Raw genomic sequence first — 16,285 nt, 5'->3', positions numbered from 1 at the left:
AATGAGAATAAATCGTGTAAGATGCGTAGTCACTGTTTCTTTTACCGGTAGCAAAAAGATAAAAACGGTATTGTAACCATCAATACAAGCGCTACAAATGACTTTCTTTAGATTTATTTTTATATATTAGATTTGCAACATGAGAACAGAAGTAAATATCGATGCAAACATTCTAACCTGGGCAATAGACCGGGCAGGATTTGATTTGCATGAATTTACTTTAAAAGTTCCCAATGTTCAGAAATGGTTGGACGGAGAAAAAAATCCGACAGTAAAACAACTTGAAGATTTTTCTAAAAAAGTTTATTTACCTTTTGGTTATCTGTTTTTGAAAGAACCACCAAAAGAAGATTTGCCAATTCCATTCTTTAGAACGAACAATACAAAAGCAACAAAGGTCAGTGTAAATGTATATGATACTATCTTACTTTTACAGCAAAGGCAAGATTGGCTAAGAGATTATTTATTAGATAATGAATTTTCAGAACTTCCTTTCGTCGGCAAATTTGCCAATTCAAATGATATTAACGGCATTGTTCATGATATTAGACGAACACTTAAATTATCTGAAAATTGGGCAAGTGAGTTTAGAACCTGGCAAGAAGCACTCAACCATTTATCTGAACAGATTGAAAATGCTGGCATAATTACAATCTTTAATGGAATTGTAGAAAATAATACAAGACGAAAAATCCCGGTACAAGAATGTAGAGGGTTTATTTTAGTTGATTCTATAGCACCATTCATGTTTATTAATAATTCTGACAGCAAGTCTGCACAAATGTTTACGTTAGTACATGAATTGGCACATATATGGACAGGACATAGTGCTGGTTTTGATTTTCGGCAACTTCAACCAGCTGATGACCCAATTGAAAAAATTTGTGATAAAGTAGCTGCAGAATTTCTTGTACCAAAAGAAATATTCAATCAGTTATGGAATGAAAATCCGAATATAAAAGCGATAGCAAAATTTTTTAAAGTTAGTGAGATTGTTATCGCTCGCAGAGCATTAGATACGGGAAAGATCACCAAAGGACAATTCTTTGCATTTTACAACGCTCATACACAAAGAGAAATTGAGAAAAAAGAAAATCAAAGCCCGGGAGGTGATTTTTATGCCACTACAAAAAAAAGATTGAGTATAACATTCGCATCTCATGTGTACAATGCTGTAAAATCTGGAAAGCTATTGTACCGTGATGCATATAAACTGACTAGTTTAAAAGGAGATACATTTCAAACTTTTTTCACTAAACACCTATAATATATGAGTGTTTACGTGATAGATAGTAATTTCTTTATTCAAGCTCACCGGGTATATTACCCTCTTGATGTAGCATATAGTTTTTGGCAAAAGGTCAAACAACTGGCACATGAAGAAAAAATAATAAGTATTGACAAAGTTAAAGATGAAATTTTTGACCATAACGATGAGTTGGAAGAATGGTGTAAAGAAAATCTACCCGATAATTTTTTTAAAGACTCATCCTCTACAATAGTCGAATATAGTCAGGTAACCGCCTGGGCTATTTCAAAAAATGACCATTTTCTTCCTCAGGCACTAAATGAATTTTTGGATGCAAATGAAGCCGATGCTTTTATTATTGCGTTTGTTTTAAACGATTCAAATAAAATCTTAGTAACACAAGAAACAAGTGAGCCGTTCAGAAGAAATAAAATTAAAATTCCAGATGCCTGCATTGCACTAGATGTAAAATATCTAAATGTTATGGAAATGTTTAGACAATTAAATGAGACATTTTAAAATACCCCCGATTCTGTGTGCTAACGGAGCAAATAAACAGCTCGCTAAAATACTTCACGTCTTAATCTAAGTAAAAACGAAAGCAAAATTCCTTCCATTCAAAAGCAATACTCACTAAACCCCTCTTTTTCAGCAACGAATTCTGCTGTAATATTTTCCCCACTTTACCACAACATTAACAATCCCCTTAAAAACATGCTGTAAAACATCGTTTTTAAAATAAGCTCTATCTTCGCGCGCTTTCTGCCAAACAGAAAACTTTTTAATAACGACCCGGAAAATGAGGCCGGTAAAAAGTAAACAACATGAAATTTCAGTTCAAATTTATTGATAAAAAGCAGGGAAGTATAAAAGACGATATCCTTTCGGGATTAACCGTGGCGCTGGCTTTGGTTCCGGAAGCGGTAGCTTTTGCATTTGTTGCAGGAGTTTCGCCCATTGTGGGTTTATACGGCGCTTTTATGATGGGACTTGTCACTTCTATTTTTGGCGGGCGGCCGGGAATGATTTCGGGAGCCACCGGAGCAATGGCCGTGGTAATGGTTAGCCTCGTACAAAAAGGCAACGCCATGGGCGACGGACAAGGCCTGCAATACCTGTTTGCGGCGTTAATTCTGGCCGGCATTATTCAGGCGTTGTTTGGCTTTTTCAGGCTCGGAAAATTTATTCGTTTGGTCCCCCACTCCGTAATGATGGGTTTTGTAAACGGACTCGCCATTGTTATTTTCCTGTCGCAGCTCAACATGTTTAAATCGGGCGGCGAATGGTTAAGCGGCGCCCCGCTTTTAATTATGCTGGGTTTGGTTGCTCTAACCATGGTTATTATGATTGTGCTTCCGAAAATAAGCAAAGCCATTCCCGCCGCGCTGGTGGGGATTTTAGTGGTTTCCGCAATTGTTATTTTCGGAAATATTGAAACTGAAACGGTAAAAAGTTTTATTCAGAATGGTGGCGGTGAGGGTATAAAAGCCGGGCTCCCCTCGTTCAATATCCCTGTCATTCCTTTTAATCTGGAAACACTAAAATTTATATTTCCTTTTTCACTGATCTTGGCGTCGGTTGGTTTGATTGAGTCGCTAATGACATTAAACCTGGTGGATGAGCTCACCGAAACCCGGGGAAGCGGCAATCGCGAATGTGTTGCACAGGGAACCGCCAATATTATTAACGGATTTTTTGGAGGAATGGGCGGTTGCGCCATGATTGGGCAGAGTATTATCAACATCAAATCCGGCGGGCGCGGACGTTTGTCGGGAATTGTAGCGGCCATTATGTTGCTGATGTTTATTCTATTTGCTTCAACTTATATCGAAATGATTCCCATTGCAGCGCTGGTGGGTGTAATGTTTATGGTAGTTATCGGCACATTTGCCTGGAGCACGTTTAATATCATCAATAAAATTCCGGTTTCCGACTTAATTGTAATCGTGCTGGTTACTGCCTTAACCGTTATTTTCGACCTTGCTATCGCAGTTTTGGCCGGCGTAATTGTTTCGGCGCTGGTGTTTTCGTGGGAAAACGCCAAACGAATCCGGGCAAAGAAAAGTATTGATGAGCTTGGCTACAAACATTACGAAATTTATGGCCCGCTTTTCTTTGGTTCTACTGCTTTGTTTCAATCAAAATTTGATGTTCAGAACGACCCGGATGAAGTAATTGTTGATTTCAAAGAATCACGTATTGCAGATCAATCAGCGATTGAAGCCATTAATAAACTGGCCGAACGTTACCAGAAAGTAGGGAAAAACATTCACCTGCGCCACCTCAGTAACGATTGCAGGAAACTGATTAAAAAGGCCGAAAAAATTTGTGATGTAAACATTTTGGAAGACCCGAACTATTTTGTTGCCATTGACCATTACAACCGACTGGTAAAAGAAAAAGCATAAAATTTACGACTTTCTATTTTGAAAATGTTTTGAATCGCCCCACTCGTTGTAGCCAATTTCGCTGCCGGCCAGTTCAATGCGGGCTTCCAGACAATTCCGGCACAACTCAGCGTCCTCATCTAAACAAGGTTTGTCTTCATAAAGCAGGTATTCTTTCCTATAGTCGCAAGGTGTTAAATTGGGCATTATAACATTGGCTCCCACTTTCAACGCTTTTTCGCGCCCTGCCGGATCTATTGCTTGCAAAGCAGTGGCGGCAGCAATATTAATATCGGGCATCAGTATTCGCAAAACAGCAATCATATTCAGCGCCAAATCAAAACGCTCCTGTTTACTTTTTAACAGATGCCGGTATTGGTAAAGCGGCGTTTCTTCGTGTTCAATATAAGGCCCCATTCCACACATGTCAATATCCATCTTTTTGAAAAACAAAAGATCGTCTGCTAAATCCTCGTAAGTTTGAAACGGTAACCCAATCATCACACCCGTGCCCACCTGGTAACCGGCTTCACGCAAAAAATGCAACGCTTCGATTCTTTTCTCAAATAAATGCTTTTCAGTGTTTGGGTGAATTTTATAATACAAATCCCGGTTGGAAGCTTCTATACGCAGTAAATAACGATGCGCCCCGCTTTCAAACCAGCGCTGATAGGTTTCGAGGGTTTGTTCGCCGCAACTCAGCGTAATTCCCAATTCGTTCTTCGACAGCTTTTTGATTCCTTTCAGCAAATCATCAACCCGTTTTACAAATGCCGGAGACGACAACTCCCCGGATTGTAAAACGACTGAACCAAACCGGTTTTCCCAGGCAAAACGACACGCCGCCAGGATCTCCTCATCAGAAGCATTATAACGAACCACCTTTCCATTACTTTTTCTTATTCCACAATACAAACAATCTTTTGAACAGATATTAGAGAATTCAACCAACCCACGGAAATAAACCTTATTACCAACCGCCGCATCTTTTATTTCCTGTGCCCTGTTTAATAAATCCGCTCTCTCCCTGTCCGAGCTTTTTAAAAGTTCTGTTATTTCCTGTTTGTCCAATTCTACTTGTATTAAAACATCAAAATTAAAGTATTTCTGTTCAGAAATATATGTTAAATCTTAGCAATTCTAAAATAAAATTGATAGGTTTACCTCAAACCAAAAACAACAAACATGAAACCCAGACATTTCATCCTTTTCATTTTTATTCATTTATCCTTTCTTTTTTTGAATTCTTACCCGCAGGTGATTGTAGGGAACAGAGTTTTGAAAACAGAACCCCATCCTTCATTCGAATACAAAATAATTGTAAAACTATATGATATTAAAAGCCGCGGATTGGTTGAACAGTGGACATTTATCAATCGGGCCGAAGAAATTACACCTGCCAATTTTAACCAACTGCTAAAAGAAGGAAAAATTATACCCGATGGGAAACACCTTTTGTTCCATCCAAACTTAAAAGTAATGTTGGAAGAAAACTTTTCTTCCGGTTTTAAAACAGGGAAAATAATTGGATATTACGAATCAGGAGAAGTAAAGTTTAAAGGAAATCAAAATTTAGCACTTAACGGGAAACTGACTCATTATTACAAAAATGGAAATTTAAAAAAGGAAGAAAATTTTAAAGGAGGCATTCTAAGCGGAAAAACCATAAGCTACTTTCCCAATGGAAATATAAAATCGAAAGCAGAATTCCAAAACCTTTTATTAAATGGCAAATATACATCATATCACGAAAACGATTTGGTAAAAAGAAAAGCCACCTTCGAAATGGGAAAAGCCGTTCATGAAAAATGTTTTGATGAATCACATGAAAAAATAGCTTGTAAGGAATTTGTGGTTGCTCCCCGCTTTACTGAAGAAAAATACAATTTTAAAACAGAACTGCGCAAACTGGATCTTCATTTTCATTCCGGGCAAACCGATACTTCATATCTTGAAATAAACCTAAAAGTAGAACCATCGGGCACTGTTTCTTTGGAAGGATTGAATTTTGGAAGAAAAGAAGAATTAAGCCCTTATTTAAAGCAATGGCTCACAGAGTTGCCCCGGCTAAAGCCGGCAACTATCGATGGGAATCCAATTCCTTGTTATTTGCAGTTAGGAGTTCCGGTTACCGGAAACAAAATGCTTTTTGAATCAGAACCTGACAGTTACACCACCACTTTCCGCGACTTCGGAACTCAGGAAAATATAACGACATTTCATCAGGAATATAGAAATTTGGCAAATGAGCAAGTTTTTATTATTGTAGACAATATGCCTCAATTTCCGGGTGGAGAAAAAGCGTTAAGAAATTTCATCAGTCTCAATATTCGTTATCCCGAGCTTGCACAAAAAAGCAGAGTTCAGGGAAAAATTTATGTAACATTTGTCATTGATTCGAAAGGAAGGCCTGGCAATGTAAAAATCTCAAAAAGTGTTCATCCATTACTTGATGCCGAAGCAATCAGGGTTATAAAAGAAATGCCGGATTGGAAACCCGGCTCTCAAAAAGGGAAGCCCGTTAATGTAAGTTATACCGTCCCAATCAACTTTGAACTTACCACTTCCACACAAAAGTCTGTTCCACGTTATTACCGAGGCACTATTATTTCGCAATAAACAGGTTGAACAACATATAAACTTTGCGACATTTCTCATATAATTCTGAACATTTATCCATTACTTTTACAACAGAATCCTGCGGGAAGGCCAACGGCTGACTTTAGGGAAAATTGAAAGGAATAAATTGAAAGGATAGAGGATTAGTCTGAAATTCAGTTGGTTTATTCAATCGCTTCCCAAAAGAGTTCCCGCATAAAATTTTATACGTGAAAGAAAATCAAAAAAGACTTGGCTTTGTCGGAATTATTATTGATGACCGCGAGAAATGTGCAGGTGTGGTAAATCAGGCATTAAGTCAGTATTCTGATATTATTTTGGCCAGAACCGGATTGCCCAATGCCAAAGGAAATACTTCGATTATAACACTGGTAATTGATGCAACAACAGATGAACTTGGGACATTAACCGGAAAATTAGGAAATATTCAAGGTGTTTCTGTAAAATCAGGACTGGCAAAAAAGTAAGAAGGTTGACGGGTAAAATCTTCAAAAAATTGAAATTTTCTACTACTACAACAAATAAAAACTACGACCATGTATAACGTACCTGCAAATTTTATAAACGAACAAAAAATTTGGGATACTCTAAAAAACCATCAGAAAGCTGAGAATGCGCAAGTAAGAGAAGTACTTTCAAAAGCACGGGAAATGAAAGGCCTGAACTTAGCCGATGTTGCTGTTTTAACGGGCATTAGTGATCCCGAAATGTTGGGGGAATTATTTAATACAGCAAACGAAGTAAAAGAAACAATTTACGGGAAACGGTTGGTTTTGTTTGCTCCGCTCTATATTTCGAATATGTGCTCCAACGAATGTGTTTATTGCGCTTTCCGGGCTACCAACAAAGATATTGTAAGAAATGCCTTGTCGCAGGAACACATTGCCCGCGAAGTTGAGGTGTTGATTAACCAGGGACACAAACGAATCCTTATGGTTGCCGGCGAGTCATATCCCAACCAGGGATTTCAGTATATTCTCGATTCCATCCGAACTATTTACAGTGTTAAAACCCAACACGGCGAAACCAGACGAGTAAACGTAAATATTGCCCCATTAAGTACCGAAGAATTTAAATTGTTAAAATCAGAAGGCATCGGGACATATCAAATTTTCCAGGAAACCTATCACAGGGAAACTTATAAGACAGTTCATTTGGGAGGGAAAAAGCGCGACTATAACTGGCGCGTATGGTCGTTGCACCGTGCGATGGAAGCCGGTATTGACGATGTAGGAATTGGTGTCCTTTTTGGCTTGTTTGATTATCGTTTTGAGATTCTGGCAATGATGCAGCATATTTTTGAACTGGAAGACAAATTTGGTGTTGGTCCGCACACCATTAGCGTTCCGCGTTTGGAACCGGCTACCGGAAGCGACCTGGCATCCCATCCCCCGTTTCCGGTTTCCGATATTGATTTTAGAAAAATAGTTGCCATCCTGAGACTGGCGGTACCTTACACCGGAATCATTATGTCAACAAGGGAAACTGCAAAAATGCGCCGCGAAACCTTTGCATTGGGAGTAAGCCAGATTTCTGCAGGAAGTCGAACAAATCCCGGGGGTTACGAAGAAGAAACCGAAGATGATCCTTCCGGCCAGTTTAGTTTAGGCGACCACCGTCCCCTGGATGAGGTCATTCGCGACGTGGCTTCCATGGGATATGTTCCGTCGTTTTGTACAGCCTGTTACCGTTTAGGCAGAACCGGCCGGGATTTTATGGATTTGGCAAAACCAGGAGACATAAAATTACATTGTGCACCAAATGCTTTGTCTTCTTTTAAAGAATATCTTCAAAATTATGCCCAACCGGAAACTGTTAAAACCGGAAATGAACTGATTCAAAAAACGATTGCAGAAATGGACGGAATTGCCAGACAGAGAGCCGAAAAACTGGTAAAACGTGTTGAGGCGGGAAGAGATGATGTGTATTGTTAAAACCGAGAATTGGAAAAACAGTTTGCGAATCAAAAAATATACAGATCAATATGTTAACGAAATTTAGAACAGAATCTGACTATTTGGGCGAAAAACAAATACCCGCTGATGCTCTTTGGGGAATTCATACAGCGCGCGCAGTGGAAAACTTTCCAATTACAAACAGAAAAATGCCTTCTGAATTTATTTGTGCATACGGTGAAGTAAAACTGGCTTGTACACAAATCAATAACGAACTTGGTTTCTGGGAATCAAAGGATAAAGCTTCAGCCATTGAAAAAGCATGTTCGGAAATGAGCGCCGGATTGCTGAACGAACATATTTTAGTTGATGTATTTCAGGGGGGAGCAGGCACCTCAACAAATATGAATGTAAATGAGGTAATTGCCAACCGGGCGCTGCAAATCTTAGGTGAAAAGCCGGGAGATTATCAAATCATTTCACCTCTCGATGATATTAACCTTCACCAGTCAACCAACGATACTTATCCTACAGCACTGAAAATCGCCGCAATTCGCCTGCTTCGCGACCTGGAACAAAAAGTACTTGAGCTACAGGAAATTTTTCAGCAAAAAGAAAAAGAATTCGCACACATCATAAAAATTGGAAGGACTCAACTACAGGATGCTGTTCTTACTACACTCGGACGCGAAATGAGTGCATATGCGGAAGCATTTAACCGCGACAGATGGCGGATATATAAGTGCGAAGAACGTTTACGAGTGGTCAACCTGGGAGGAACAGCCATCGGAACCGGACTGGGAGCCCCTAAAAAATTTATTTTCAGAGTAGTCGACAGGTTACGTGAAAATACAAACATTGGATTGGCCAGAAGCGAAAACCTCATTGACGGAACACAAAATGCTGATGTTTTTGTTGAAGTATCGGGGATTTTAAAAGCACACGCCTCCAACCTCTTTAAAATAAGTAACGATTTGCGTTTGCTTTCCTCTGGCCCGGATGCCGGATTAGGCGAAATCAATCTCCCTCAAAAACAGGCAGGTTCCTCTATTATGCCGGGAAAAATAAACCCGGTTATTCCCGAAGCGGTGGCACAGGTTGCTTTACAAGTGGCAGGAAACGACCAGATTATCTTTCAGGCCTGTAGCTCAGGAAATCTGGAATTGAATCAGTTTATGCCAATCATAACAAATGCACTGTTGGAAAGTCTTCTGTTTTTAAAAAATATATGCGATGTTTTTAACAAACATTGTGTTGCCGGTATCACTGCCAACGAAAAAGTTTGTCTGAGGAATGTTGAGAGTTCAACCGCTACTGTAACTGCTCTTATTCCAAAAATTGGTTATGAAAAAGCAAGTAAAATAGCTCAATTGTCAAAAAAGGAAAACCTTTCCATTAAAGAATCGGTTTTAAAATCAGGCGTGATGACACCAAAAGAATTTGAGCATTTAATTACACCGGAAGCCGTCTGCAAACTCGGGAATTAACATAAAACTATTAACAATTCGTTAACTTTTACAAAAACAACTAAAAAACAACCAGTTACAAACAATTTATAATTAAAACATAAAAATATCTTTTAATTCTTTTGTATTAATTAAAAATCTTATTATAATTGAATCTAAATTAACATTGAGAATTAAAAAGTTTATATTTTATAACTTAAAATTAGAAAATCATGAAAAAGGTATTATTTGTTCTGGCATTGGTTGCAGTTTACGGAATCTCAGTTTCAACAGCAAGTGCAAAGATGGTTGTTGTTGACAATAATAGTGTAACGGTTGTTGCAGACGACAACAAAAAAGCACCTGAAGGTGATGAAACAAAAGCAAAAGAAGCGAAAGCAACAAAAAGTGCAGGATGCGGAGACAAAGCAGTTAAAACTGCCAGTGCATCTGCAAAATCAGCGGGCTGTGGTGATAAACCAAAAGCAGTAGGTACTGCATCTGCAAAATCTGCTGGTTGTGGCGACAAAGCTGTAAAAACAGCGGAAGCAAAAACCGGTAAAGAGAAAAAATCAGAAGAAGGTACCGAATAACGACATAATTTGTAATATACAAGTAAAAAAGCTGTCCATATGAGACAGCTTTTTTTGTGATTTTTTTTTTGCAAACAAATACAAAACAATATTTTTTGTATTTTGCAACAAACTAAAAATCAAAACATTCAAGGTTGTAAACAAAAGTTCAATAGAAGTATATTACAAATCGTTAAACTATTATGATTATGAAAAAATTATTACTGATTTTTGCACTGGTTGCAATTTACGGAGTCTCTGTTTCAAATGCTTCATCTAAAATTTTAAACACATCGAAAACAGAAATTTCTTTTGTTGCAGATACCGATAACCATTCACAACCAACAATTGAAGACGACAAAAAAGATAAAAAGAAAAGCAAAGAATCAGCAAAAGCTGTAGTTACTAAAACAGAAACCTCGTCGGGTTGCACGGATGCACAGAAAAAAAGCTGTGCTGCATCAGGTAAAAGTTGTGCAGCTTCGGAAAAAAGTTGTTGTTCTGAAAAGAAAAAAGAAGAAAAAAAATAAACTTTGTTTGATTACTTTTCAAAGGGTGCAAATTGCACCCTTTTTTTATGGTTAAAATATGAAGAATTCGTACTTTTCCATTCACAAAAATTGTACATGAGAGCACCTAAAACATTTCGTTTGCACATTGGGATTTTCGGGAGAAGAAACGCTGGCAAGTCAAGTATTTTAAATGCATTGACTCAACAAGATGTTTCCATCGTTTCTGAAATTGCAGGCACAACAACCGACCCTGTGGAAAAGCCAATGGAACTTTTGCCGTTAGGCCCGGTTTTGTTTATCGATACTGCAGGAATTGACGATGAGGGAGTGCTTGGGGAAAAAAGAATTCAAAAGACGCTTCAAATTTTTGACCGGACCGACCTGGGAGTGATCGTGAGCAATTTTAATGATTGGGGCGAGTTTGAACACCAATTAATTGAAGAATTTAAAAACCGGGAAATTCCTTTCATCGTTGTTTTTAACAAAAGTGACATTCACGGAGAGAACATCGACATCGAATCACAACTGGACAGCGTAAAAATTAGATATGCCCTTACATCAGCAACAAAATCAACAGGAATATCCGGGCTAAGACAATTGTTGCTCAAAACTGCCCCTGCAGATTTTATTAACCGACCAACAATTTTAGCCGATTTGGTGGGCCCTGGTGAGGCCGCAGTACTTGTTGTTCCGATTGACAAAGAGGCTCCCAAAGGCCGGCTGATTTTACCACAGGTACAAAGCATCCGCGATTTGTTAGATAACGACTCATTTTGTACTGTTGTGAAAGAAAGGGAACTTCGTGAAGCGCTCTCTCTTTTTAATAAACCGCCTAAGCTGGTAGTAACCGACTCACAAGCCTTTTTAAAAGTAGCAGCGGATACTCCGGCTCAAATCCCGATGACCTCATTTTCGATTCTTTTTGCCCGTTTTCAGGGAGATCTGAACGAGATGGTAAAAGGTGCTATGAGCATCGACAAACTTAAGACAGGAGACAAGGTACTAATTGCTGAAGCCTGCTCCCACCACCCCATCGGCGAAGATATAGGAACGGTAAAAATCCCAAGATGGCTAACACAATATGTTGGTGGAAAACTTCAAATCGACAGTATTCGGGGACACGACTTTCCTAAAAATATTTCGGATTACAAGCTGATTATTCACTGTGGTGCCTGCATGTGGAACCGCCGCGAAATGTTATCAAGAATTATAAAAGCAAAACAGGCCGGCGTTCCGCTTACAAATTACGGATTAACAATCGCCTATTCTCTTGGAATCTTTGAACGGGCATTACAACCCTTTCCTGCTGCTTTAAACATTTACAAGGAGGTTTATAAAGACTAAATAAAAACTAGTCCTTTAGATTAAACCTCTCAATCCCTGCGCCGTCAAAAAACTTTACTAATTGACCGAATCTATATTTATGAAAAGACAAATCTTTCTGATTTTTGCCTTTACTTTAACTATTGTTGTGCTTAAAGCACAGGAAACAACAGAACCACAAGACAGCCTCCGAAAAAATGCAGTAAAATTATTTATCGATTGTGATTATTGTGACATGAACCACATCAGGAGGGAAATCCCTTATGTCAACTATGTCAGGGATATCAAAGAAGCACAGCTTTATTTGCGCGAAACCAGGCAAAATACCGGAAGCGGTGGCAGAGAATATTCCTATTTCTATTTTGGTCAGGACAAGTTTGCAGGATTAAACGATACACTCGTATATATATCCAGACCTGATGACACCAGAGAACACCAAAGACAAGGAAGAACAAACATGATAAAAATGGGTTTAATGCGGTATGTTGCAAGAACTCCCATTCACAAAGAGATAATTATATCACACGACGGTAAGCAGCAGGAAGAAGAGGTAATTGGCAGGTGGAACAACTGGGTTTTTGAATTGGAAACCAGACCTCGTTTTGAATGGGAGGAAACCTTAAAAGAATATACTTTCTGGAATTCTTTTAACGCTAACAAGGTTACTCCTGAATGGAAACTAGAGTTTGATTTCAGTCACCGGTACACAAAAACAAAATATATTTATGATGATTCGACTTATGTAGCAACCAAGGTTCAGGTGCAATTTGAAAACCTGATTGTTAAAAGCCTGGGGCAACATTGGTCAGTTGGTGCAAAAACAGAGCTTCAAACCTCCACATTCAACAACTATAAATTTCAGGTCGAAATTTTCCCTTCAATTGAGTACAATTTATTTCCTTACGCTGAATCAACACATCATCAGTTGCGATTTTTATACGGAATTGGTGCCTCGTTAAACCAGTATAACGACACCACGATTTATGAAAAAATAAAAGAAAATCTACCAAAGCATCAGTTACAAATTGCATACGAAGTACAGGAAAAATGGGGAGGCATTAATGTTTCGCTTGAAGGTTCCAATTATTTAAATGATTTTTCGAAATACAGGCTTGAACTGGACGGAAGTATCAGTATCAGAATCTTAAAAGGACTTTCATTTAGTATCCGCGGCGGGGTAGCTAAAATCAGCGATCAACTCTCGTTGGTAGCCGGCGACTTGTCTGAGGCTGACATCCTTTTGCAACTGCAGGAACTGGCAACAGCCTACAGAGTTGATGGAGGAATTACACTTACTTATACTTTTGGATCCATATTTAACAACGTAGTAAATCCGCGATTTGGAAACGGAAGAAGAATGATGAGATTTTAATCAACATCAGCCGGGAACAAAAAAGCACCTCAATTTATAGCCCTGATTTCCTTTTTATTTGATTATTCTTTTGCCAATTCCCTCTGAAAAAAGCCAAAAAACTCAATTCTTCCAAGAGCATCTTTCTTTAACAATTTTAGATTCTCTCTTTCTATGGCAAACTGAAACTCGACATTGTCACGAAAATTATTCGGATGAACCAACGTGATAAAATTTCTGGTTCGGCTCCAGGTCCCGTCAACAATTTTAGAAATTAACGGAACATCTAGATTTGTATTGTGACTATAATTTTCATTACCATCAAACTCAATCTCCCAAAAAAAGTTTTCCGCTTTTAGCTGGTCTTTGGATATATGTATCAATTCATTTTCAGGTTCGTGATAAAACTCAAACAAAAGCCATTTCCCGGGCAGCTTTTTTGAGGGCCGGGCAAACATTTCTGTAGAGCCCAACCACTTTATTAGTCCTGAAAAATTGATTTTACTATGCATATCATCCGATTAAAACAACTTTTTTTTGACTGCAATTCAATTCAATAGTTTAATCGGACCTCAAAACGCTTTTTCTAAAAACAAAATTCAGATTCACTTTGTGTCAAAGCTATTGTAAACTGACACATAGAATCAAGTTTTAGCAGCAAAATTCTTTTAGCAACTGTCTGACTTCTGTAACATTTTCCACCTTGTACTTTGCAATTGTCTTTGCAAGTCCAACTTTAATCGTTATTGCAGAGTCAGGGATTTCTGCAAATAAAAATTCATCTGTCCAGTCGTCTCCGATAGCCACAATTTTTTCAGCCGGAAATTCGTGTAGTAACTTTTGTGCTGCACGACCTTTGTTAATACCTCTGTTTTTAATTTCTATTACTTTGTTTCCTTCTAATATTTCCAGATTCAGGTTTGTCACTAAACTTGTAAGTTCATCTTTCAATTCAATGGCCCTGTTCACTCCCAGTTCCGGGTCCGATTTTCTGTAATGCCAAACCAAACTGTAATTTTTCTCTTCAATAAAAGAGCCCGGTGTACGATCAACATAAAACTCCAGCGATGAGCGAATGCTCTCTTTCCAGGAATCGTCAAGCGGTTCAATCATCTGCCACGTTTTTTCGGGCGACCTCACCCAAACACCGTGTTCTACTATAAGTGTATAAGGTTTGTGGCCAAACCACTTTTCAAATGTATCTTTATCGCGCCCGCTAATTAAAACTACTTTATTCTTCGGATTTGCATCAAGTTCATCAAGCAAATCGTAAAGAGCTTCATCGGGTTTTGCATGACCGGGATTATTCTTAAAGCCGGTTAATGTTCCGTCGTAGTCAAGAAAGAAAACCCGGCTATCCGAACCACAAATATCTTTCACAAGCGATTTCTGTGCAATTTTTGTAAGTTTTTTTGCAAGATATATTTCCTCGCTCATTTTCACTTTTTCCAGACTATTCAAAAAGTCATTTGCCCATTTTTCAACGTTATAACGTTTTAACCTTTTTTGAAGAATTGTATTTCTTTCAATTTGCTCTTCATCCGGCATTTCGATAGCGGTTTGAATCGCTGCTGCAATTTGGGCTTTGTCATTCGGATTAATAATCAATGCTTCACTCATCTCTTTTGAAGCACCGGCCATCTCACTCAGTATCAACACTCCCCTCCCATCCGTTTTTGAAGCGATAAATTCTTTTGCCACCAAATTCATACCGTCGCGAATAGGAGTTATAAGTGCAATCTCGCAATAGTTATATAAATCAACCAAATTTTGAAAAGGCAAGGACCGATAAAAATACCAGATTGGCATACGGTTTATCGATGAATATTTACCGTTTACCCGTCCAACGATTTCGTCTACTTCACTTTTCATTTGCTGGTATTGTTCAACTCCTACTCTTGAGGGTACCGCAAGAAGAACCAAGGTTACTTTGTCGCGATACTCGGGGTATTCCTGCAAAAAATATTCAAAAGCTTCCAAACGATTAATCAAGCCTTTACTGTAATCGAGCCTGTCGATAGACAAAATAAATTTGGTCTCGGGATACAGAAGATAATATCTTTCCAGCTCTTTTCTGACTTCGGATTTATCACGGACCGACTTTTTCTGGGAAGCAATAGCTGCATCGTGAAATTTATCATAATCAATTCCCATAGGGAAGTTATCTACTTTTACAATTCTTCTCGGGAGACTAATTTCATTGATTTGAATATCATAGCCCAAAAGCCGGCGAACAGAACTCATAAAGTGTCTTTCATAATCAAAAGTGTGGAAGCCAAGTAAATCGGCACCAAGCATACCGTTTATAATTTCGTTTCTCCAGGGTAGAATTCGAAATACCTCGTATGATGGAAAGGGAATATGCAAAAAGAAACCAATGGTAACTTCAGGGAATCTTTCTTTTATCATTTGTGGCAGAAGTAAAAGATGATAATCATGAACCCAGATTTTATCCACTCCTTCCATATTTTCAGCAATAACATCGGCAAATTTTTGGTTCACCGCCTTGTAGGCCTGCCACTGATCTTCCTCATATTCAACAAACTGACTAAAATAATGGAATAAGGGCCAAATGGTTTTATTGCTGAATCCTTCATAATATAATTCAACCTCTTCTTCTGTTAAATTTACATCAATACAGTTTTCTTTTGCCAGGGCGTTATCAACTTTCTTTTGTTGTTCGGAGCTAAGGTTTTGGGCCTCTACTCCCGACCAACCTATCCAACTGCTTTTAAAGGATTTACTAACTGACTGCATCCCGGTAGCCAGTCCTCCCACACTTGGAGTTACATCTATATTATCGTCGGAAATGGCGATCTGCACTGGTAATCTATTTGAAATAATTAGAAAACGCTTCATAGTTTTTTTATATTTGTTTTCGAGGGATAATACGGAAAATAAGTCGAACCACAAAATTAATTTAGTTTTCATA

14 protein-coding genes are annotated in these 16,285 nt (G+C 38.3%); 11 read left to right on the top strand and 3 right to left on the bottom strand.

Features of this window, described 5'->3' with window-relative positions:
• Positions 1-139: 139 nt before the first annotated feature.
• From GM418_RS22560 to GM418_RS22550, 3 genes are all read left to right on the top strand, one after another.
• Positions 140-1,267, top strand: coding sequence for an ImmA/IrrE family metallo-endopeptidase (locus GM418_RS22560; RefSeq protein ID WP_158869472.1), 1,128 nt, complete (start codon positions 140-142; stop codon positions 1,265-1,267).
• A gap of 3 nt (positions 1,268-1,270) precedes the next feature.
• Positions 1,271-1,768, top strand: a complete 498-nt coding sequence (locus GM418_RS22555; RefSeq protein WP_158869471.1) for a DUF4411 family protein — start codon at positions 1,271-1,273, stop codon at positions 1,766-1,768.
• A gap of 305 nt (positions 1,769-2,073) precedes the next feature.
• Positions 2,074-3,657 carry a SulP family inorganic anion transporter gene (locus GM418_RS22550; protein WP_158869470.1) on the top strand — a complete coding sequence of 528 codons (1,584 nt, stop codon included), beginning with the start codon at positions 2,074-2,076 and terminating at the stop codon, positions 3,655-3,657.
• A 3-nt stretch (positions 3,658-3,660) separates the two neighbouring features.
• Here the strand turns inward: GM418_RS22550 and hydE are convergent, their stop codons facing one another.
• On the bottom strand, positions 3,661-4,707 hold the full coding sequence (gene hydE, locus GM418_RS22545; RefSeq protein WP_246222763.1) for a [FeFe] hydrogenase H-cluster radical SAM maturase HydE: 1,047 nt from the start codon (positions 4,705-4,707) through the stop codon (positions 3,661-3,663).
• Positions 4,708-4,821: 114 nt separating this feature from the next.
• Here hydE and GM418_RS22540 point away from each other — a divergent pair, with 114 nt between their 5' ends.
• The 8 genes from GM418_RS22540 to GM418_RS22505 all read left to right on the top strand — a co-directional run bounded on the left by GM418_RS22540 (position 4,822) and on the right by GM418_RS22505 (position 13,374).
• Positions 4,822-6,255: an energy transducer TonB gene (locus GM418_RS22540; protein WP_158869469.1), complete on the top strand. Its 1,434-nt coding sequence runs from the start codon at positions 4,822-4,824 to the stop codon at positions 6,253-6,255.
• Between the two features lie 209 nt (positions 6,256-6,464).
• On the top strand, positions 6,465-6,722 hold the full coding sequence (locus GM418_RS22535; RefSeq protein ID WP_158869468.1) for a TM1266 family iron-only hydrogenase system putative regulator: 258 nt from the start codon (positions 6,465-6,467) through the stop codon (positions 6,720-6,722).
• A 69-nt stretch (positions 6,723-6,791) separates the two neighbouring features.
• Positions 6,792-8,189: a [FeFe] hydrogenase H-cluster radical SAM maturase HydG gene (gene hydG, locus GM418_RS22530; protein ID WP_158869467.1), complete on the top strand. Its 1,398-nt coding sequence runs from the start codon at positions 6,792-6,794 to the stop codon at positions 8,187-8,189.
• A gap of 50 nt (positions 8,190-8,239) precedes the next feature.
• Positions 8,240-9,637, top strand: coding sequence for an aspartate ammonia-lyase (locus tag GM418_RS22525; protein ID WP_217447566.1), 1,398 nt, complete (start codon positions 8,240-8,242; stop codon positions 9,635-9,637).
• A 191-nt stretch (positions 9,638-9,828) separates the two neighbouring features.
• Complete coding sequence (locus GM418_RS22520) at positions 9,829-10,188, top strand: hypothetical protein (protein ID WP_158869466.1); 360 nt, start codon at positions 9,829-9,831, stop codon at positions 10,186-10,188.
• 188 nt (positions 10,189-10,376) lie between these two features.
• Positions 10,377-10,697, top strand: a complete 321-nt coding sequence (locus GM418_RS22515) for a hypothetical protein (protein WP_158869465.1) — start codon at positions 10,377-10,379, stop codon at positions 10,695-10,697.
• A gap of 96 nt (positions 10,698-10,793) precedes the next feature.
• The gene (gene hydF, locus GM418_RS22510; RefSeq protein ID WP_158869464.1) at positions 10,794-12,023 is read left to right on the top strand and encodes a [FeFe] hydrogenase H-cluster maturation GTPase HydF; all 1,230 of its coding nucleotides are present in this window, start codon (positions 10,794-10,796) and stop codon (positions 12,021-12,023) included.
• Between the two features lie 79 nt (positions 12,024-12,102).
• Entirely contained in the window at positions 12,103-13,374 is a 1,272-nt protein-coding gene (locus GM418_RS22505; protein WP_158869463.1) for a hypothetical protein, read from the top strand.
• 62 nt (positions 13,375-13,436) lie between these two features.
• On the opposite strand, the gene GM418_RS22500 is transcribed toward GM418_RS22505, so the two are convergent.
• Complete coding sequence (locus GM418_RS22500) at positions 13,437-13,865, bottom strand: hypothetical protein (protein WP_158869462.1); 429 nt, start codon at positions 13,863-13,865, stop codon at positions 13,437-13,439.
• A gap of 139 nt (positions 13,866-14,004) precedes the next feature.
• The gene (locus GM418_RS22495) at positions 14,005-16,284 is read right to left on the bottom strand and encodes a bifunctional alpha,alpha-trehalose-phosphate synthase (UDP-forming)/trehalose-phosphatase (protein WP_246222762.1); all 2,280 of its coding nucleotides are present in this window, start codon (positions 16,282-16,284) and stop codon (positions 14,005-14,007) included.
• Position 16,285 lies beyond the last annotated feature (1 nt).

Source organism: Maribellus comscasis, assembly GCF_009762775.1.
In the GTDB taxonomy this organism is placed as follows: Bacteria; Bacteroidota; Bacteroidia; order Bacteroidales; family Prolixibacteraceae; genus Draconibacterium; species Draconibacterium comscasis.
The sequence above is the reverse complement of the archived record's forward strand: the minus strand, read 5'-3'. Positions and strand labels throughout refer to the sequence as shown.